We start from the raw sequence: 20,012 nt of genomic DNA on the forward strand, positions 1-20,012 counted from the left end.
ACCCGAAGCGCCCGCCCCTCCTCCGCCCAAGTCGAGACGCTCTGAACGTATTGGCGGCTCGCCGTCGGGCTCGGGCACCTCGGTGGACAAGGCGCCCTGCGACAAACGCCGGTGCAGCGCGCGGAAGATGAAGTCGTGCACCTGTCGTGACTCGCGGAAGCGCACCTCGTGTTTGGCGGGATGGACGTTGACGTCGACCAGACGCGGCGGCAGATCCAGAAACAGCACATAGGCCGGATGCCGACCATGATGCAGGACATCGCTGAAGGCCTGGCGAATCGCGTGCGTCACCAGTTTGTCGCGCACCACGCGGCCGTTGACATAGAAGAATTGCTGATCGGCCTGACTGCGCGAGAAGGCCGGGCGTAAGACCCAGCCGCGCAGGCGCAGCTCGACGGCGGATTCGTCCAGCGCGAGCGCCTGCGCGGCGAAGCCCTGACCGAGCAGCGCATCCAAGCGGCCCTCGGCATCGCCAGCATCCCCGCCCGCCGCGGGAAGACTCTGGAGGACGCGTCCGTTGTGCCGCAGCAGCATCCCGACATCGGGGCGCGCCAGCGCGGTACGCCTGAAGACCTGGTCGATGTGATCCAGCTCCGTCTTCTCCGTGCGCAGAAACTTCCGTCGCGCGGGGATGTTATAGAAGAGGTCGCGCACATCGACGCTGGTTCCCACCGGATGGGCCGCGGGGCGCGGCCCATCCAGCGTGCCGTCGATGCCGACCGAGACCTCCCAACCGGAGTCCCCTTGCGGCGCCGACGCCGAGGGGGCGTCTGGCAACCGCACGCGGGAGGTCAGCGTGAGGCGACTGACCGAGGCGATGCTCGGGACGGCCTCGCCGCGAAATCCCAGGGTGCTCACCGCATCGAGATCCGCCAACTCGGTCAGCTTGCTGGTCGCGTGGCGCGCGAGCGCGAGCGGTAGCTCGTCGCGTGGGATGCCGCACCCGTCGTCGCGCACCCGCAGACGTTTTACGCCACCCTGCTCGACATCGACCTCGATGCGCCGGCAGCCAGCGTCCAGGCTGTTCTCGATCAGCTCCTTGAGCACGGAGGCGGGACGCTCGACGACCTCGCCGGCGGCGATCTGGTTGACGAGATGATCGGGGAGGATACGAATGTGGGTCGGCATGGCCGGCGATGGAAACAGAAGCGCCGCGTCTCGGCAAGTCGCCTGCCCAGATCCCGCGCCGAACAGCGTCCGTGCCGAACAGCGTCGCCGGATGAACCGACGAGCGGGTCAGGAACCGGCCGGAATCGAAAGCACCTCGCCGACGCGGATGTAGTCGCCCTCTCCCAGGCCATTCTCGGCGCGCAAGGAGCTGACACTGACGCGGTAGCGTTTGGCGATCTCCGACAGGGTATCGCCCCGGCTGATGACGTGCTCGCGCGAGGCCGCCACGCGCTCCTTCGGCGCACGACTGGGCCTGGTGATGGCATCGAGACCCGACCCCGTTCCGGCGCTCAGATAGCCTTGCGGCGGATACTTCCTGAAGTAGGTCTTGATACCGGCCAAGATGGCCTGCGCCAGCCGCTGCTGATGAGCCGACGACCTCAGCCGGCGCTCCTCCTCCATGTTGCTGATGAACGCCGTCTCGACCAGGATCGAGGGGACATCATGGGACTTGAGCACCACGAAGCCAGCACGCTGGACGTCGCCCTTATGCACGTCACCCAGCTTCTTGAGATGGCCGAGGACAGAATTCGCGGCCTCGGCGCTGTGCTCAATGGTGGCGTTGTAGGACATGTCGATCAGCACGCTTGCCAGCAACTCATCGCCATCGCTCAGATCGACACCGCCGACGAGGTCGGCACTGTTCTCGCGGTCGGCGAGCCAGTTCGCCGCCTCGCTGCTGGCGCTGCCTTGCGAGAGCGTGTAGACGGAGGAGCCGTGCGCATCCGGCGTGTTGAAGGCGTCGGCGTGGATGGACACGAACAGATCCGCCTCGCTCTTGCGCGCACGCGCGATACGCTCGCGCAAGGCGACGAAGCTGTCATCGTCGCGGATCATCACCACCCGCATGCCCGGCTCCTTCTCGACGAGCCGAGCCAGCTTGCGCGCGATCGCCAGGGTCACATCCTTCTCGCGCGTCCCTTGCTGACCCAAGGCCCCCGGATCCTCCCCGCCATGGCCAGCATCGATGGCGACGATGGCGGTGCGCGAGCGGCTCGAGCGGCGCAGCGGCGCTTGGTCCGATTCGGTGTCGACCTCGACCGCACGCTCGGTTCGCGTCGTGGAGGCCGCGCCGACCGGCAGCAGATCGATGATCAGACGATGTCCGTACCGCCCACCCTCCGCGGTGGTGAAGCTCTTGACCCGCACCGGGTGCTTGAGATCGAGGACGATGCGCAGATCACCCGTTTCGCGCAAGCCGCTGCGCAGACCGATGAGCGTGCGGTCGTCCGCCCGCGCCTCCGGCAACGCGCCCGTAAGCGTGGCATCCGGGATGTCGATGACGACGCGGTCCGGCCCGTCCAGGGTGAAAATCTGGTGCGAGATGGTCGATGCGGTATCCAGAACGAGACGTGTCTTCTCGGAGTCCGTGGTGACGCCGGAGCACTCCACCGCCACCTGCGACCCGGCGGCGGGCAGGGAGATGATGAGCAGAAGGAGTACAAAAAGCCTTTTCACAGTGCGCCCCCATCGCGTGTCTATCTGGCGAATGTCGCTTTAAAGATAGCACCTACCCCCGGAAGATTCCAAAATTAATCCTGCAATTAGACTCACTTCCTGCGACTTACCTCGAAGAACTGTTGCGCATTACCAACACATTCCCAAGCATGACGCCGCTGTCAACTGGGGTGATCCCTAATCCACGAGAGCACGGCTTCGCCGCGGCCTGTGCGCGCGATCACATTCAGGTGCCTTCCAGCCGTGTGGTAGTTGATCTGAATCAAGAGATCCGCCTTCGGCAGAAATCCGGCCCCGCGCTCCGGCCATTCCACGACCCAAAGGGCGTCCTGGGTCATGAGATCGCGCAGCCCCAGATACTCCAACTCCTCGGGATCGCCGAGCCGATAGAGATCCAGGTGATAGAGGGACACATCCGCGAGCGCATCGGACTCGATCAAGGTGTAGGGCTCAATCAAGGTGTAGGTCGGGCTGCGCGCCGCACCCACGTGCCCCAGCCCCCGGAGGATGCCGCGTGTCAGCGTCGTCTTGCCTGTCCCAAGATCCCCTTCGAGATAGAGCACACAGGGCGGTTGCATGGCGCTCGCGAGCTGGACACCAAAGGCCTGCTGCGCCTCGGGGCTATCGAGATCGATCTCCATCATGCCACCTCGACCCCATTGGCCAGGGGGCGCAGGGACGCGATGATGTCACTGGCGATGAGTCCGCGTTCACCCTGGCACGCCGCCTGATCGCCCGCGGCGGCATGCAGACAGACGCCAGCGGTCGCGGCCTCTTCCGGGTCCATGCCCTGCCCGCGCAGCGCGGCGATGATGCCGGTGAGCACGTCACCCGAGCCGGCGGTCGCCATGCCGGGGTTGCCATCGCTACAGACGGCGGGCGGTCGATGCGAGCCGCCAAGCACCAGGCTGCCCGCCCCCTTGAGCACGGCCGTGCCGCCATAGCGCTCCTGCAGTACGCGGACCGCCTGCAGCCGGTCGTGCTCGACCTCCGCCACCTCCACCTGCAGCAGTCGGGCAGCCTCGCCGGAATGCGGCGTCAGCACCCAGTCGGGGCCATTGACCGGCAGCTCGGCCAGGAGATTCAAGGCGTCGGCGTCCACCACCAAGGGACGCCCCAGGTCACGGACCTGCTCCCAGAGTTGGCGCCCCCAGTCGCCGCGCCCAAGCCCAGGGCCGATGGCGATGACATCGGCGCGCTCGATCAACGGAGCCAATTCCGATGCCAGCTCGATGCCAGCCACCATGAGTTCGGGCCGCGTGAGGTTGAGCCAGCCCGCATGCTGTGGATGAGTCGCGATGGTGACCAGTCCCGCCCCCGCCCGCAGTGCCGCCTCGCCCGCGAGCCGTATGGCACCCGACAGCCCGGGCGCACCGCCGATCAGGAGCACATGGCCGCAATTGCCCTTGTGGGCGACGCGCGACCTCGGCTTCAAAGACTCCAGCTGCTGGACCCAATCCACGCGGCGCAGCGAGAGGATCTCGCGCGAATAGATCAGGGACGGTACCTCCAGGGCAGTGAAATGCAGATCGCCGCGGTATTCTGGTCCAGCCCCAATGAAAAGACCCTGCTTGAGGCCGATGAAGCTGACCGTCGCACTCGCCTTCGCGGCCACGCCGAGCACGCGCCCGGAATCCGCGTGCAGACCCGAGGGCATGTCCACCGCGAGCACGGGCGCACGCTGCGCATTGAGTGCCTCGATCGTCTCCGCCCATGGCCCCTCCACGGTACGCTCCAGCCCGGTGCCGAAGAGCGCATCCACATAGACATCGGTGTCTCGCGGCAACGACTGGAATGGCTCGATCGCCCCGCCGGCATTCCGGTAGGCCATAGCGCTGACTGCGGCGTCCCCACGCAGCCGCTCCGCGTCGCCGAGTTGCAGAACACGCACGGACAGCCCGCCAGCGCGCGCGAGTCGCGCGATCACATAGCCGTCCCCACCGTTGTTTCCGATTCCCGTCAGGATGGTGACACGGCGCGCGGCTGGCCAGCGGTCGCGCAGGATGCGATAGGCGACGGCTCCGGCGCGATTCATCAGCTCGATTCCAGGGATATCGAACTCCTCGATCGCGGTACGATCCAGGTTACGCACCTGCTCGGCGCGGTAGAGCGCGTGGGGAAGACGATCGGTATCCGGCATCGAGCGAGTCATGGCAGCGTACTCCCGGTCAAATAAAGAAAGACTCGAGCATAGTTGCCGAGACGTCCCGAAAAGGTGACCTAAGATGCATCCTCGACCCACAGGCGTCCAGCCCGAGAGCACCCAAGACCTGGTGCGGCGCATCAAGGACTGGGGCGCGGCGCTGGGATTTCAGCAGATCGGGATAACGGACACCGCGCTCGATGTCGCCGAGTCGCGTCTCCAGGAATGGCTTGGCGCCGGCTGCCACGGTTCCATGGTCTACATGGAACGACATGGGACCAAACGCTCACGGCCCGCGCAGCTCGTCCCTGGAACCCTGAGCGTCATCTCGGCGCGGATGGACTATCTCCCCGAGCATCTGGCCGAACTGCGGGGTAGGCTCGACGACCCGGCACAGGCCTTCGTTTCGCGCTACGCGCTCGGCCGGGACTATCATAAGGTCCTGAGACGCCGCCTACAGCACCTGGCCGAGCGGATCGCGGCGCACATTGGCCCCTTCGGCCACCGCGTCTTCGTCGACTCGGCACCCGTGATGGAGAAGCCCCTGGCCGAAAAGGCGGGGCTCGGCTGGATCGGCAAGCACACCAACCTCATCCATCCGCGTGGCGGATCCTGGTTCTTTCTCGGCGAGATCTACACAGATCTCTCGCTCCCCATCGATCAACCCATCACCGACCACTGCGGTCGCTGTCATGCCTGTCTGGACATCTGCCCCACCGGGGCCATCGTCGCGCCCTACCAGCTGGACGCCCGGCGCTGCATCTCCTACCTGACCATCGAGCACCAGGGGCCGATCCCGGAGTCGCTGCGCCCGCATCTGGGGAACCGCATCTATGGCTGCGACGACTGCCAGCTCAGTTGCCCGTGGAACCGCTTCGCCAGACTGAGCGTGGAGGCGGACTTCCAGGCCCGCCACGGGCTGGATACGGCCACCCTGATCGACCTCTTCTCCTGGGACGAGGCGGCCTTTCTCGACCGCACCGAGGGCTCGGCGATCCGCCGGATCGGCCACCAGCGCTGGTTGCGCAACCTCGCGGTGGCGCTGGGCAACGGCGCCGCGAGCCACGAGGCGATGACCGCCCTAGGATCGCGGCTGCAGCACCCGAGCGAGCTGGTGCGCGAGCATGTGCACTGGGCATTGCGGCGGCTGACCACTCGGCCCAGCACCGCCACCGAAGGCATGGGCGCGGAGGATGCGCCCGAGTGACAGCCAGCGCACTGAGCGGCTCCTCGGCCCCTGACTGTGGCGCACCGCCGGCTGCCTGAGGGCAGCGGTCCGCGCCTGGGCAACCGGCCTCAGCTCACGCGGATCAAGTGGGCGCGGTAGTAGCGCAGTTCGTCGATGGACTCGCGGATGTCGTCCAGCGCCTGGTGCTTGGACTCCTTCTTGAAGCTGCTGGCCACCTTGGGTGCCCAGCGCTGGGCCAGGATCTTGAGGGTGCTCACATCCAGATTGCGGTAGTGGCAGTAGGCCTCGAGCTTCGGCATCCAGCGGGCGAGGAAACGCCGATCCTGGCAGATACTGTTACCGCACAAGGGAGACGCCCCCCCTGGCACATAGTTGACGATGAAGTCCAGGGTGGCCGCCTCCGCATCGGGCTCCGCGTAGAGGCTCGCTGTCGAGCGCTCGATCAGGCCCGAGCGGCCATGATGCTCGCGATTCCAAGCGTCCATCCCGGCGAGAATCGCCTCCTCCTGATGAATCGCAATGACGGGACCCTCTGCCAAGACCCGAAGATGGGTGTCCGTGATGATGGTCGCGATCTCCAGGATCCGATCCTGAAATGGATCCAAGCCCGTCATCTCGAGATCGATCCAAATCAGGTTGCTCTCGCTCTTGCTCATGCTCTGGTGTTCCTTATGACGCCGCGGCGCTGAATGCGCGCCGATGGAGTCTATCGCAGGCTGGAGTGGTGCGGGGTATCCTGGCTTTCCCTACAATGGACGCACCCCACGCTCTGGAGTCAAGATCATGCATACCCAGTCAACGCTCGCCATCGCCCTGTCCGCCGCCGTCGTCGCCTTCGGCCTCTTGCCAAACACCAGCGCGGCGGCGGAAGAGGTCGACGCCCTCTACCAAGAGAACTGTACCAAGTGCCACGGCAGCGAGGTCTACACCCGCGAGGATCGCAAGGTGACCTCCTACGACGGGCTCGTCCGGCAGGTCCAGCGCTGCGAGCTGTCGCTCCAGCTCACCTGGTTCGACGATGACATCAAGAACGTCGCCGATTATCTGAATCAGCGCTTCTACCACTTCCAGCCCTGAGCGCATGCCTAAACGTCGCCTCTCCGCGCGCCAGATCGAGCGCATCCGCAGCATCCAGGAGCGCCGCCGCGAGCGCCTCGCCACCCGCCCGGAGCAGGCTCTCGCGGAGCTCGATGCCGAGGTCGAGCCGGAAGAGGGTCGGGTCGTGGTCCGCCACGGCGCCAACCTGGCGGTGGAGGACGCTCAGGGGCATGTGACCCATTGTCTGTGCCGGCAGAACATCGGGCATCCGGTCTGCGGCGATCGTGTCGTCTGGCAGCGAATCGCCGACGAACAAGGCGTGGTCACCGCCATCCTGCCCCGCGCGAGCGTCCTCAGCCGCCCGGACTACGGCGGGCGCGACAAGCCCTTGGCCGCCAACCTCACCCGCCTGGTGATCCTCATCGCCCCCGAGCCGGAGCCGAGCGGTTATCTGGTGGACCAGTATCTGGTCGCCGCCGAGATCATCGGGATCGAGGCGCTGATCGTCGGCAACAAGATGGACCTGCTCGCCGGCGAGGCGCGCGCCGCCTTCCAGCACAGCTTCGCGCACTACCCGGCCATCGGCTATCCCACCTATTGGATCAGTCTGCGGGAGCCGCACTCGATCGATGCGCTCACGGCGGCCTTGGCGGGGCAAACCAGTGTCCTCGTCGGCCAGTCCGGCGTCGGCAAGTCATCGCTGGTGAAGGCCTTGCTGCCGGACCGCGAGATCCAGATCGGTCGGCTCTCGAAGGCGACCGGCCTCGGTCGGCACACCACATCGGCCGCGACCTGCTATCGCCTCCCCGGCGACGGCTCGCTCATCGATTCGCCGGGGGTACGTAGCTTCCGATTGGGTGAAATCGGCCGCCAACAGCTGGAGCTGGGCTTCCGGGAACTCCACCCCTACCTCGGCCAATGCCGCTTCGCGAACTGCCGGCATGACCGTGAGCCGGAATGCGCCGTTCGACAAGCGGTCATCGACGGGGCGATCGCGGCGGAGCGGCTGGCCAACTTCCAGCATCTGCTGGGGCCGTAGGTGGGTTTTTGGGTGTCAGGTGTCAGATCGGGCGTTGATTGCGATACGCAAGGTTCAACCCCACGCCTTTCAGGCGGGCAGATTTCATCGACCCGATGGCGCTCTGCGCCAAGTGCCGCCGATCCGCGCTCAGGGGTACATGTTGCCGGGCGCTTAGGGCGACGCGGCATCGAGGCCGACATCAAGAAAGGAGATCGAAGTGGGCTATTGGTTGATGAAATCAGAGCCGGACGTCTTCGGGATCGATCATCTGGCGGCCCGCCCGGATCGGACGGAGCCCTGGGATGGCGTGCGCAACTACCAGGCGCGCAACATGATGCGCGACGCGATGCGCCCCGGCGATCAGGTGTTCTTCTACCACTCGAACTGCACGGTACCCGGCGTCGTCGGTATCGCCGAGATCGTCGGCGAGGCGCGTCCGGATCCGACCGCTTTCGATCCGCGGGCCAAATACTTCGACCCCAAGAGCGACCCGGACAACCCCCGCTGGTATCTGGTCGATGTCCGCTATGTCCGCCACCTCAAGCGCACCATCGCGCTCGCGGAACTCAAGGAGCACGCCATCGGCGGGCTGCGGGACATGCCGCTGGTCCGCAAGGGCAACCGCCTCTCCGTCATGCCCGTGACCCCCGAGCAGTGGGCGCTGATCCTCGGCCTCGAATGAGCGCGACGCGCGGGAGGGATCCCGCGCGGGCGGCGTCAGGCCGCCGCGATCACACGATCGGCGGATCCAGAGCGGCCGCTTCGTCCAGACAGTCCAGCTGAAAGGCCTCGACTTCGTCCGCGACATCATCGTGGTCATCGCGGAACCGTGCGATGTGGTAAACGGCCTCGCCCTCATGCACCGCGGGAATCTGGATGCGGCCAATCACCACACCGCGCGCCAGGGCGGTGACCGGATGCTGCGTACCCGTGGACGGGTCGCTGATGAAACCCAGGATCTCACCGCGCTGCACCCTGGCTCCGAGCGGCACCAGCGTGCGCAAGAGTCCGCTCTCGGACGCGCGGACCCAGGCGCTGGAGCGCGCGACGAAGGGCGCGGTCTCGCGGGCATGGCTGCGCTGACCACCGAGCATCCCCAGCTCGCGCATCACGTTGAGCACGCCCGTCAGCCCGGCACGGATGCACAGCTCGTCGAAGCGTAGACCCTCGCCCGCCTCATAGAGCAGCATGCGAATACCGAGCGTCGAGGCCGCCTCGCGCAAGGAGCCGTCGCGCAGGGTGGAGTTGAGCAGCACCGGCACACCGAAGGCGCGCGCGAGCCGGTCCGTCTCCGGGTCGTCCAGGTTGGCGCGGATCTGCGGCAGGTTGGTCCTGTGGATCGCCCCGGTATGCAGGTCGATGCCATGGGTCGCGCGCCGCACGATCTCCTCCATGAAGACATGCGCCACCCGCGCCGCCAGCGAGCCCACCGCGGAGCCAGGGAAGCTGCGATTGAGGTCGCGCCGGTCCGGGAGATAGCGGGATTGATGAATCAGGCCGTAGACATTGACCACCGGCACGGCGATCAGGGTGCCGACCAGACGACGCAGTGCCTTGGCCTCGAGCAGACGGCGGATGACCTCCACCCCGTTGAGCTCGTCGCCATGGATCGCGGCCGAGACGAAGAGACAGGGTCCATCCTTCTTGCCATGCACCACATGCACCGGCATCGACAGAAAGGTGTGGGAATTGAGCTTCGGCAGGGCCACATCGACCAGCGCACGCGCCCCGGGCGCGACACGCTGGCCCTGGATTTCGAAGGGTGCCCGCATGTCTTAGCCTTTTCCCCGGGTACGCGTCTTACCCGAGGCCGCATTCTTCTCGATGAACTCGATGATGCTCCCCGCGATGTCCTTGCCGGTCGAGCGCTCGATCCCCTCGAGCCCTGGCGATGAGTTGACCTCCATCACCACCGGGCCATGATTGGCGCGCAGCAGATCGACCCCGGCGACATTCAGCCCCATCGTCTGCGCGGCACGCAGCGCGGTCGAGCGCTCTTCCGGCGTGATACGCACGAGACTCGCCGTGCCGCCGCGGTGGAGATTGGAGCGAAACTCGCCCTCCTTCCCCTGGCGCTTCATCGCCGCGACGACCTTGTCACCGATCACGAAGCAGCGCAGATCGGCACCGCCGGCCTCCTTGATGAACTCCTGCACCAGGATATTGGTGTGCAGGCCCATGAACGCCTCGATCACGCTCTCGGCCGCCTTGTGCGTCTCGGCCAGCACCACGCCGATCCCCTGCGTGCCTTCCAGCAGTTTGATCACCAGGGGCGCCCCGCCGACCATCTTGATCAGATCCTGGATATCGTCCGGCTTGTGGGCGAAGCCCGTGACCGGCAGACCGATGCCTTTGCGGGACAGCAGCTGCAGGGAGCGCAGCTTGTCGCGTGAGCGGGTGATGGCCACCGATTCATTGAGCGGAAACACCCCCGTCATCTCGAACTGGCGCAGCACGGCGGTGCCGTAGAAAGTGACCGATGCGCCGATGCGCGGGATGACCGCATCGAAACCCTCCAGCTGCTCGCCCCTGTAATGGATCTGCGGGCGCATCGAGGTGATGTTCATGTAGCAGCGCAGGACGTCGAAGACCCTCACCTCATGCCCGCGCGAGCGCGCCGCCTCCACCAGGCGCTGCGTGGAGTAGAGCTTCGGATTTCTCGACAGGACGGCGATCTTCATTAGCGACCTCACAAGCGGTTGGCGGCGGTCCAAGGCAGGACCTCGTGACATGACTCGCCCGCACGGACGGCTCGGCCCGTGCACGCATCCTGCGCCGCCCCAGGGCATTGCCCGGACGGAGAAACAGGGTCTGCGACGCGTTCAGACCAGCGTCTGAATCGGCGTGGCCTGCAACCCGAGGATTTGGGTACCAAGCTTGAGGGCCTGGTCGGCAAACCCGTCCAGATCCCCCCAGGCATCGCCGGTATCCATGACGTCAGACATCAGCTCGCTGACCACACGCAGCTGATAGGCCCCATTGGCGCGTTCGGCCGGCGGGCTTGGCTCGGAGCATACATAGAGCACGGGCTCGGACTGCCCCATCGGCACGAAGGCCAAGATGAAGCGATAGACATGACCGTCACCGCTCTCGATCTCCCCGAGCAGTGACGCCGCATAGCCACCGATCTGATAACGGTGCTTCGGGATCGCGGTCTTGATGACTGGCGGCTCTTGCATCGGCGTACTCCTATGCTGATCGTAGGGATATGGGGGCGCCAGGCGCATGACACCAGCTGCGCCACGGCGGACTCAGAGTGCCGCGCCATAGTCGCAGGTGATCTCCTCGTCCATGGCGATCACCACCTTGGCGTAGAGATCGAAGCCGTCGAACTCGGCATTCGGGCACTCGCAGTGGTTCACCCAGCGCAAGAGATTGCTGCCTTGCCGGCCGGTCAGGCGATCCCGATCCGCATCATAGACCCAGAGCACATGGGAGCCGTCTTCCTCGACCCGCGGCCCTTCATAGGTGCCGATGAAGTCGCCCGGCGCGAAGCTGACCTTGGCAAAGCAGCCCCGGCCGTGAATGGGTGACGGCGCCGAGTAGACCCGTGCCCCCAAGGTCGAGGTCCATGAGCGTGCGCCCATGCGTCACCAGCTTCCGTGCGACTAAGACTTGCGAGCCTTGGCGAAGGCATCCGCCAGGGCGCCGCCCATGATCCCGGACGCCGGCGGTGTCGCCGGGCGATCCTGAGCCGCGCTTCTGGACGGCGCCTTGCGCGGTGCGCGCGAGGGCGGCGCGCCGCGACCCGCCCCGGCCGAGGTCCGGGGCTTGTCTCCCACCGGTGTCGGCTCGCCCAAGCGCATGCTCAAGGCGATGCGTTTGCGCTCCAGATCCACCTCCAGCACCTTGACCTTCACCAGATCGCCGGATTTCACGAACTCATGCGGATCCTTGACGAAGCGGTCCGCCAGCACGGAGATGTGCACCAGGCCGTCCTGATGGACGCCGATGTCGACGAAGGCGCCGAAGTTGGTGACATTGGTGACCGTCCCTTCCAGCATCATCCCGGGCTCCAGGTCCTTGAGCGTTTCGACCCCCTCCTTGAACTGCGCGGTCTTGAATTCCGGGCGCGGATCGCGGCCAGGCTTCTCCAGCTCGGCCAGGATGTCCTTGACGGTCGGCAGACCGAACTGCTCGTCGGTGAAGTCCTTGGGGTCGAGGCGGCGGAGAATGGTGCCCTCGCCGATCAGATCCGCGATGGTCTTGCCCGTCTTCTCGACGATGCGGCGCACCACCGGATAGGCCTCGGGGTGGACCGCGGAGGCATCCAGCGGCTCGTCGCCGCCCGGGACGCGCAGGAAACCGGCGCTCTGCTGGAAGGCCTTGTCGCCGAAGCGCGGCACCGCCATGAGGCTCTTGCGGTTGCCGAAGGCGCCGTTGGTCTCGCGAAAGTGGACGATGTTCTCGGCCAGACTGCGGTTGAGGCCCGACACCTGGGCCAGGAGCGGCACCGAGGCGGTGTTCAAATCCACGCCCACCGCGTTCACGCAGTCCTCGACCACGGCGTCCAGGGTGCGCGCCAGGCGGCTCTGATTGACGTCGTGCTGGTACTGACCGACGCCGATCGCCTTGGGCTCGATTTTGACCAGTTCGGCCAGCGGATCCTGGAGGCGCCGCGCGATGGACACGGCTCCGCGTAGCGAGACGTCCAGGTCGGGCAGCTCGTTGGAGGCGAACTCAGAGGCCGAGTAGACCGAGGCCCCTGCCTCGCTCACCACGATGGACTTGAGGCCCAGCTCCGGATGGCGCTGAATGAGGTCGCGCGCCAGACGATCGGTCTCGCGCGAGGCCGTGCCGTTGCCAATGCTGATGAGCTTGACGCCATGCGTCTTGGCCAGCGCGGCAAGCCGGGCGATGGAGCCGTCCCATTGGTTCTTGGGCACGTGCGGGTAGATGGTGTCGGTCGCCGCGACACGGCCGGTTCCATCGACCACAGCCACCTTCACGCCGGTGCGCAGGCCCGGATCCAGACCCAGGGTCGGCAGACGTCCGGCTGGCGCGGCGAGCAAGAGCGCCTTGAGATTGAGCCCGAAGACGCGGATCGCCTCCTCTTCCGCGGCCTCCATGAGGCGGTGCTTCAGCTCCAGATCGAGGCGCGTCATGAGCTTCACCCGCCAGGCCTTGCGCACCGTCTCCATGAGCCAGTCGTCGCCGGGGCGCCCCTGCTGGCGGACCTCGAAGCGGGCCGCGATGAGCCCACGGCAGACGGCATCCGGATCCTCGCCCTCCCCGGCCAGCAGCTCCAGGGTGATCACACCCTGGTTGCGCCCGCGAAACAGCGCCAGGGCACGGTGCGAGGGGACCTTGGCGATCGCCTCGCGATAGTCGAAATAGTCCGAGAACTTGTTGCCCTCCTGCTCCTTGCCCTCGATGACGCGCGAGACCAGGACGCCGTTCTCCCAGAGATGGTCGCGCAGCCGGCCGGTCAGCTCCGGATCCTCGGCGAAGCGCTCCATCAGGATCTGGCGCGCGCCCTCCAGGGCCGCCGCGTTGTCGGGCACCGCCTTGGCGGCGTCCACGTAAGCGGCGGCCAACAGCTCCGGCGTCTGCGTGGGGTCGCCCAGGATGGCATCGGCCAAGGGCTCCAAACCCGCCTCGCGCGCGATCTGCGCCTTGGTGCGGCGCTTGGGCTTGTAGGGCAGATAGAGGTCTTCGAGCCGCTGCTTGGTCTCGGCCACGGCGATCTCGGCCAGCAGCCCGTCGGTCAGTTTGCCCTGCTCCTCGATGCTCTTGAGCACGACCACGCGGCGCTCCTCGAGCTCGCGCAGATAGCCGAGCCGTTCCTCGAGGTGGCGCAGCTGCGTGTCGTCGAGACCACCGGTGACCTCCTTGCGATAGCGGGCGATGAAGGGCACGGTCGACCCCTCGTCCAGCAGCCGCACGGCCGCCTCTACCTGGGCCGGGCGGGCCGAAAGCTCTTGGCTGATGGTCTCGATGATCTTGGTCATAGGGTTCGGAATCTAGAGGATGCAAGGATGGTGGGGATCGGGGCGTTGCCCCTGGGGTGGATCCGGCGGCGACCTGGCCGCGTCAAGCGGATCCAGTCGGCCGGGGGGTCAATCGAGACGGCAGGCGTCGCCGTAAACGGCCATGATCGCCTTGAGCTCCGCGAGCAGGCGGTCGCGCTGGCGCGGTGTCAGATCCCGAACCTCGGGCAGGTCGGCACCGGCCTCCAGGGCCAGGATAGCCAGCCTGACCTGACGGCAGCCTTTGCCGCACAAGACCTCGACGCACGCCTCGACAGGGGGATCATCCGGGGACTGCACACATGCCTCCACTGGTGTGGGGCCGAGATTATAGGACGATGACGATTGGGGTCAAAATAGAGCGTGGCGCGACTTCCAACGAACAAGCGAGCGAGAACGACATGACGTGGCTGGAATGGCAACCATCGAGCGACACCCAAGACCTGCAATGGGGTGACATCCACCTGTGGAAGATCCGCGCGGACGAACGCGGCCTGGAGCCGGCCTTGGGCCTCGACTACCTGGATGCGCGCCAGCGCGCGCGCGCGCAACGCATGCGCCATGCCCATCACCGGGATCGCTACGTGCGCGCCCAGGCCGGGCTGCGGATCGTCCTCGCCGGCTATCTGCGCTGTGCGCCCGAGGAGATCGCGTTCCGGCACGGGCCGGCCGGAAAACCCTATGTGGCGGACGCCGCAGAGACCCTCTCCTTCAACCTCACGACGACGGGCGACCTGGCGTTGGTCGGTCTGAGCACGGGCAACGGCGCCGAGCACGAGCTCGGCGTGGACTGCGAGTGGATTCGCCCACGCGGCGACCTTCTCGGCGTCGCCAGACGCATGTTCGAACCGCAGGTCGTTCAGGCGCTGGAAGAGACCCCGGAACCCGAGCGGCTGGACAGCTTCTATCGCGCCTGGACGGCACTCGAAGCCGACGCCAAGGCCGATGGCCGCGGCCTCTTTCGGCCCCGTCCCGCCGACGCGCGCCGCCCGGTTGTGCTCCACTGCATCCCGGAGCCGGGCTACATCGCCGCCATCGCCCGCGCGACGCTGCCGCCCGTTGCCAGCTGGAAGGCCTTTCACCTCGACGGAGCCTGAGCCGACCCGGCACAGGCTGCCGCCAAGGCGATTAGGCCGCCGTCCAGCCGATCAGGCCGGTGTAGGCCGTGAGCAGCACGATGCCGCCGAAGACGATGCGATACCAGGCGAACACCGTGAAGTCGTGCCGACTGATGAAGCGCAGCAAGCCGCGCACGGCGATGAAGGCGCTGATGAAGGAGGCCACGAAGCCGACCGCGAACATCGGCAGATCCGCGGCCGCCAGAAGGTCGCGATGCTTGAGCAGATCGTAGAGCGTCGCCGCGAACAGGGTCGGGATGGCCAGGAAGAAGGAGAACTCGGTGGCCACCCGCCGGGAGAGACCGAAGAAGAGACCGCCGATGATGGTGGCCCCGGAGCGCGAGGTCCCGGGGATGAGCGCCAGCGACTGGGCGAAACCGATCTTGAGGGCGTCGCGCCAGGTCATATCGTCGACGTCATGCACGCGGATCTGATGCTCGCGCCGCTCCGCCCAGAGGATGAGCAAACCACCGACGATGAGCGCGAGCGCCACCGGCACCGGGTAGAAGAGATGCGCCTTGATCGCGCTCGCGAAGAGGAGTCCGAGCACCGCGGCCGGCAGGAAGGCGATCAACAGATTCGTCACGAAGCGCCAGGAGGTGCGATCGCGCCGCCCCAGTCCGGTGGTCACGCCCCAGAGCTTGGCGCGATATTCCCAACAGACGGCCAGGATGGCGCCGGACTGAATGACGATCTCGAACACCTTGCCCTTGGCGTCGTTGAAGTCCAGCAGCTCACCCGCGAGGATCAGGTGCCCGGTGCTCGACACCGGCAGGAACTCCGTCAATCCCTCGACCACGCCGAGCACGAGAGCCTTAAACAGCAGTATCAGCTCCAAAGCAGCATCCTCATGAGTACAGTTGTCGGTTGTCAGTGATCAGTTGTCAGTTGTCAAAGTCATGCGGGTCTCTGCTCGGCCAGAGACCGACTGCATGCGAATACGAAAAGGGTCAAGGCATTCGAGTCGTTACAGGGGTGTCCGCGCAGGAGCGTCGCCGCGATTCTTCGGCGGCAGCCGCACGTCGGTCAGGTGGGATGTCTCCATCAGCGAGACCCGGATGGGGCCGCTGAGCGATGGTTCTGGTCTCAGCCGGAGAGGGTCTCCATCCGGATCCTGACCACGGGCTCGATGACGGAGTCGAGTGCCTCGATCTGGGCGATGGCCTGGTTCATGTGCCCCTCGACGACGCGGTGGGTCAGCATCACGAGCGGGACATGGGACTCGCCCTCCCCCGGCTCCTTCTGCTTGATCGCCTCGATGCTGATGCCGTGGTTACCCAGAATGCTCGCAATCCGCGCCATGACGCCGGGCTGATCCAAGGCGGATAGACGCAGGTAATAGGCCGTCTCCACCTGTTCGATGGACAACAGAGGTGTGTCGGCCAGCTCGTCCGGCTGAAAGGCCAGATGCGGCACGCGGTTGTTGGGATCCGTCGTCAGTGCGCGCACCACGTCGACGATGTCGGCGACCACGGCGGAGGCCGTCGGCAGCGAACCCGCGCCCGCGCCATAGTAGAGCGTCGGACCCACGGCATCGCCCTTGACGAGGACCGCGTTCATGACGCCATCCACGTTGGCGATCAGACGCCGCTCCGGGACCAGCGTCGGATGCACGCGCAGTTCGATTCCGCCCGGCGAGCGGCGCGCAATGCCCAAATGCTTGATGCGATAGCCGAGCTCCGCCGCATAGGCGACGTCCTGGGCGTCGATCTTGGAGATCCCCTCGGTGAAGCAGCGGTCGAATTGCAGCGGGATGCCGAAGGCCAATGAGCCCAGGATGGTGAGCTTGTGCGCGGCGTCGATGCCCTCGACGTCGAAGGTCGGATCGGCCTCCGCGTAGCCGAGCGCCTGGGCCTCGGCCAGCACGTCCGTGAAGGCGCGACCCTTGTCGCGCATCTCGGTGAGAATGAAGTTACCAGTGCCGTTGATGATGCCGGCGATCCACTCGATGTGGTTGGCCGCGAGCCCTTCGCGCAGGGCCTTGATGATGGGGATGCCGCCCGCGACGGCCGCCTCGAAGCCGACCATGACCCCGTGCTTTTGAGCGGCGGCGAAGATCTCGTTGCCATGCCTGGCGATCAATGCCTTGTTGGCGGTGACGACGTGCTTGCCATTCTCGATGGCCTTGAGCACCAGCTCGCGCGCCGGTGAATAGCCGCCGATCAGTTCGATGACGACTTGGATCTCGGGGTCTTCGACGACGGCGAAGGCGTCGTCGCCGATCTGGCCGATTCGGTCCAGGCCATCGATGGTCTCGGGCGTATAGTCACGCGCCGCCGCGCGCGCGATCTGGATACCGCGACCCGCGCGACGAGCGATTTCCGCGGCGTTGCGCGTCAGCACGCTCACCGTGCCGCCGCCGACGGTTCCCAGCCCTAACAATCCGACCTTCACCGGTTCCATGCATCTCACCTCGGTTCACAGACACCACCCCGCGACGACGCACGGGGCTCGCGCCCGACGATTCAACAACACTCGTGGAACGCCCGGGCGAGACCCGGGCGCGAAAGGGGATCAAGCGCCAGCGCGGGAGTCCTGCCGGAACATCTCCTTGATGCCGCGGATCGCCTGGCGCGTGCGATGCTCGTTCTCGATGAGACCGAAGCGCACATGGCCGTCGCCGTACTCGCCGAAGCCGATCCCCGGCGACACCGCGACCTTGGCCTCGCTCAGCAGCTTCTTGGAGAACTCCAGCGAGCCCATCTCGCGGTAAGGCTCCGGGATGGGCGCCCAGGCGAACATGGTCGCCTTCGGCGGCTCGATCTTCCAGCCCGCGGCATTGAGGCCGCTGCAGAGCACGTCACGGCGGCTCTCGTACATGTCGCTGATCTCGCGGACACAGGCCTGAGGCCCCTCCAGCGCCGCAATCGCGGCCACTTGAATCGGCGTAAAGGTCCCGTAGTCCAGGTAGGATTTGATGCGGGCCAGCGCGGAGACGAGCGTCTTGTTGCCACACATGAATCCCACCCGCCAGCCGGGCATGTTGTAGCTCTTCGACATGGAGAAGAACTCCACGGCGATGTCCTTGGCGCCCGGAATCTGCAGGATGGACGGCGCCTTGTAGCCGTCGAAGACGATGTCGGCATAGGCGATGTCATGCACGACCCAGATGCCGGCCTCGCTGGCGATGTCCACCACCTTCTGGAAGAACTCCAGTTCCACGCACTGCGTGGTGGGATTCCCCGGAAAGTTCAGGACCAGCATCTTGGGCTTCGGCCAGGACTCCTGGATGGCCTTCTTCAGCTCCTCGAAGAAGTCGACGTCCGGCGTCAGGCGCACATGGCGCACATCGGCACCCGAGATGATGAAACCATAGGGATGGATGGGATAGGCCGGATTCGGCACCAGCACCGTATCTCCCGCCCCCATGGTCGCGAGCGCCAGGTGCGCAAGCCCCTCCTTGGAGCCAATGGTCACGATGGCCTCGGAGTCTGGGTCCAGATGCACGTCGAACCGGTCCCGGTACCAGTGACAGATGGCGCGTCTGAGCCGGGGGATGCCGCGCGAGACCGAATAGCGGTGGGTATCGCGACGATGGGCGGCCTCTGTGAGCTTGTCGACGATGTGCTGCGGCGTCGGCTGATCGGGATTTCCCATCCCGAAATCGATGATGTCCTCGCCCCGCGCTCGTGCCTCGGCCTTCAACTCGTTCACGATGTTGAAGACATAGGGAGGCAGCCGCTTGATGCGGTTGAAATCAGACTCGGGGGCGACCACGGAGAACCTCTTCAAGAATGGTTGAGATGGAAACCCTAGAGTCTACAGGCCGACCCGCGAGATTCAAATACGTGCGTCGACCGGGTGTAACCACAACTGATGCCGAGGTCGGTTGAGACGAGGTCCGAGGCGCAACGAAACGGCGCGTCTTGGGCCTCCTGCCATCTGCCCAACCGAGGGAGTCGGTCAGGCGCGCATCACGATGAGATCGGCCCACGCGCACGCGCAGCCCTGTCGAGGTTGCGATCAACCGGCACGCACACCACCTTCTTCGAGACCCGTGCCCGCCCTCGCACAAGATAGGACAACCGCCCGTGAACCGCGTCCTCCTGGCATGCGCCCTCTGTCTGGCGAGCCTGATCGGCTGCAGCCGCATCACCATCGCCTACAACACGGCCGACTTCTTCGCCAAACAATACGCCGTAGACTACCTGAACCTGGCGACCGACCAGGTATCGCGCTGGGAGCCTCGCCTCGAGCGCGAGCTGGCACGGCATCGCTCGGACGAGCTCCCGCACCTGGCCGCCTTCTTCGACCAAACCTTGAAGGCCAGTCAGAGCGGTTTCGATCGCGACAACATGACCTGTCTGACCCATGCCTTCAGAGATCTCTACAAACGCCACGCCCGACTGGCGATCGCCTTGGCAGCCCCCCTGCTCGCCGACCTGACAGCGAGCCAAGTGGGCGCGCTGGAGCGCCGCTTTCGAGAGGAAGCCACGGAGGACCGCGAGGATCTGGCGAAACGCAGCCTGGCCTGGGAGAAGATGAAACGGACCCGTCGCTACGTCGAATCCATCGAAGCCTGGACAGGTCCGCTGCGCGACGATCAAAAGGCCATCGTGGCCGATGTGACCGGGCGCATACCGGACGCCGAGGCGGCGGTGGTCGACTACAGAGCCCGTCAACGACAGGCGCTGATCTCACGCCTGCGCAGCGGTGCCAAAGAGCCGGAGATCGCCGCCTTCATGACGGCCTGGCTGGTCGATTTCCGTGACTTGCCGCCGCCGCTCGAACGCGCCGGGGACGCGATCGAGGCACGTATCCAGGAACTCTTCATCCGAATGGGCGCCAGTTTCGACGACGGCCAGCGCAGGCATCTGGAGAAACGCCTGCGGCAACTGCGCGATGACCTGATGCAGCTGCAGAAGCACCCGCGCATGGCACCCATGCCCTGCTAGCACCTGCTGCG

20 protein-coding genes are annotated in these 20,012 nt (G+C 66.0%); 6 read left to right on the forward strand and 14 right to left on the reverse strand.

The genetic code is table 11. From position 1 onward, the window contains the following. The 4 genes from mutL to CKO23_RS00020 all read right to left on the reverse strand — a co-directional run. Positions 1-1,128, reverse strand: a 1,128-nt coding sequence (mutL, locus tag CKO23_RS00005) for a DNA mismatch repair endonuclease MutL (RefSeq protein ID WP_200327692.1), incomplete at its 3' end; no start/stop codon positions are given. A 108-nt stretch (positions 1,129-1,236) separates the two neighbouring features. Next, entirely contained in the window at positions 1,237-2,628 is a 1,392-nt protein-coding gene (locus tag CKO23_RS00010; RefSeq protein WP_200327693.1) for an N-acetylmuramoyl-L-alanine amidase, read from the reverse strand. A 161-nt stretch (positions 2,629-2,789) separates the two neighbouring features. Further along, entirely contained in the window at positions 2,790-3,272 is a 483-nt protein-coding gene (gene tsaE / locus CKO23_RS00015; RefSeq protein ID WP_440870552.1) for a tRNA (adenosine(37)-N6)-threonylcarbamoyltransferase complex ATPase subunit type 1 TsaE, read from the reverse strand. After that, on the reverse strand, positions 3,269-4,780 hold the full coding sequence (locus CKO23_RS00020; RefSeq protein WP_200327694.1) for an NAD(P)H-hydrate dehydratase: 1,512 nt from the start codon (positions 4,778-4,780) through the stop codon (positions 3,269-3,271). Before CKO23_RS00020 ends, tsaE begins: the two co-directional genes overlap by 4 nt. A gap of 73 nt (positions 4,781-4,853) precedes the next feature. On the opposite strand from CKO23_RS00020, the gene queG reads away from it, so the two are divergent. Beyond that, the gene (queG, locus tag CKO23_RS00025; RefSeq protein WP_200327695.1) at positions 4,854-5,978 is read left to right on the forward strand and encodes a tRNA epoxyqueuosine(34) reductase QueG; all 1,125 of its coding nucleotides are present in this window, start codon (positions 4,854-4,856) and stop codon (positions 5,976-5,978) included. 89 nt (positions 5,979-6,067) lie between these two features. Here queG and orn read toward each other — a convergent pair whose 3' ends face one another. Then, on the reverse strand, positions 6,068-6,616 hold the full coding sequence (gene orn, locus CKO23_RS00030) for an oligoribonuclease (RefSeq protein ID WP_200327696.1): 549 nt from the start codon (positions 6,614-6,616) through the stop codon (positions 6,068-6,070). A gap of 127 nt (positions 6,617-6,743) precedes the next feature. On the opposite strand from orn, the gene CKO23_RS00035 reads away from it, so the two are divergent. From CKO23_RS00035 to CKO23_RS00045, 3 genes are all read left to right on the forward strand, one after another. Next, on the forward strand, positions 6,744-7,037 hold the full coding sequence (locus tag CKO23_RS00035) for a c-type cytochrome (RefSeq protein WP_200327697.1): 294 nt from the start codon (positions 6,744-6,746) through the stop codon (positions 7,035-7,037). A gap of 4 nt (positions 7,038-7,041) precedes the next feature. After that, a complete protein-coding gene (rsgA, locus tag CKO23_RS00040) occupies positions 7,042-8,037 on the forward strand; it encodes a ribosome small subunit-dependent GTPase A (protein ID WP_200327698.1) in 996 nt (331 codons plus the stop codon). Positions 8,038-8,236: 199 nt separating this feature from the next. Further along, positions 8,237-8,701 carry an EVE domain-containing protein gene (locus CKO23_RS00045; RefSeq protein ID WP_200327699.1) on the forward strand — a complete coding sequence of 155 codons (465 nt, stop codon included), beginning with the start codon at positions 8,237-8,239 and terminating at the stop codon, positions 8,699-8,701. Positions 8,702-8,750: 49 nt separating this feature from the next. Here the strand turns inward: CKO23_RS00045 and CKO23_RS00050 are convergent, their stop codons facing one another. From CKO23_RS00050 to CKO23_RS00075, 6 genes are all read right to left on the reverse strand, one after another. Beyond that, positions 8,751-9,791 carry a succinylglutamate desuccinylase/aspartoacylase family protein gene (locus tag CKO23_RS00050; RefSeq protein ID WP_200327700.1) on the reverse strand — a complete coding sequence of 347 codons (1,041 nt, stop codon included), beginning with the start codon at positions 9,789-9,791 and terminating at the stop codon, positions 8,751-8,753. Between the two features lie 3 nt (positions 9,792-9,794). After that, the gene (gene rimK / locus CKO23_RS00055) at positions 9,795-10,700 is read right to left on the reverse strand and encodes a 30S ribosomal protein S6--L-glutamate ligase (protein WP_200327701.1); all 906 of its coding nucleotides are present in this window, start codon (positions 10,698-10,700) and stop codon (positions 9,795-9,797) included. Between the two features lie 141 nt (positions 10,701-10,841). Further along, complete coding sequence (locus CKO23_RS00060; RefSeq protein WP_200327702.1) at positions 10,842-11,198, reverse strand: hypothetical protein; 357 nt, start codon at positions 11,196-11,198, stop codon at positions 10,842-10,844. A 72-nt stretch (positions 11,199-11,270) separates the two neighbouring features. Next, positions 11,271-11,606, reverse strand: a complete 336-nt coding sequence (locus CKO23_RS00065) for an SET domain-containing protein (protein WP_200327703.1) — start codon at positions 11,604-11,606, stop codon at positions 11,271-11,273. A 21-nt stretch (positions 11,607-11,627) separates the two neighbouring features. Then, positions 11,628-13,970, reverse strand: a complete 2,343-nt coding sequence (locus CKO23_RS00070; RefSeq protein WP_200327704.1) for a Tex family protein — start codon at positions 13,968-13,970, stop codon at positions 11,628-11,630. 108 nt (positions 13,971-14,078) lie between these two features. Then, positions 14,079-14,288, reverse strand: a complete 210-nt coding sequence (locus CKO23_RS00075) for a hypothetical protein (protein ID WP_200327705.1) — start codon at positions 14,286-14,288, stop codon at positions 14,079-14,081. Positions 14,289-14,389: 101 nt separating this feature from the next. Between CKO23_RS00075 and CKO23_RS00080 the strand changes: the two genes are divergently transcribed. Next, a complete protein-coding gene (locus CKO23_RS00080) occupies positions 14,390-15,085 on the forward strand; it encodes a 4'-phosphopantetheinyl transferase family protein (protein ID WP_200327706.1) in 696 nt (231 codons plus the stop codon). A 31-nt stretch (positions 15,086-15,116) separates the two neighbouring features. Here the strand turns inward: CKO23_RS00080 and CKO23_RS00085 are convergent, their stop codons facing one another. From CKO23_RS00085 to alaC, 3 genes are all read right to left on the reverse strand, one after another. Next, positions 15,117-15,944 carry an undecaprenyl-diphosphate phosphatase gene (locus CKO23_RS00085; protein ID WP_200327707.1) on the reverse strand — a complete coding sequence of 276 codons (828 nt, stop codon included), beginning with the start codon at positions 15,942-15,944 and terminating at the stop codon, positions 15,117-15,119. 248 nt (positions 15,945-16,192) lie between these two features. Beyond that, a complete protein-coding gene (locus CKO23_RS00090) occupies positions 16,193-17,509 on the reverse strand; it encodes a homoserine dehydrogenase (RefSeq protein WP_200327708.1) in 1,317 nt (438 codons plus the stop codon). 111 nt (positions 17,510-17,620) lie between these two features. After that, positions 17,621-18,823, reverse strand: a complete 1,203-nt coding sequence (gene alaC, locus CKO23_RS00095) for an alanine transaminase (RefSeq protein WP_200327709.1) — start codon at positions 18,821-18,823, stop codon at positions 17,621-17,623. Between the two features lie 314 nt (positions 18,824-19,137). Between alaC and CKO23_RS00100 the strand changes: the two genes are divergently transcribed. Continuing rightward, positions 19,138-20,001: a DUF6279 family lipoprotein gene (locus CKO23_RS00100; RefSeq protein WP_346014532.1), complete on the forward strand. Its 864-nt coding sequence runs from the start codon at positions 19,138-19,140 to the stop codon at positions 19,999-20,001. Positions 20,002-20,012: the final 11 nt, after the last annotated feature.

This window comes from Thiocystis violacea (assembly GCF_016583565.1).
In the GTDB taxonomy this organism is placed as follows: domain Bacteria; phylum Pseudomonadota; class Gammaproteobacteria; order Chromatiales; family Chromatiaceae; genus Thiorhodococcus; species Thiorhodococcus violaceus_A.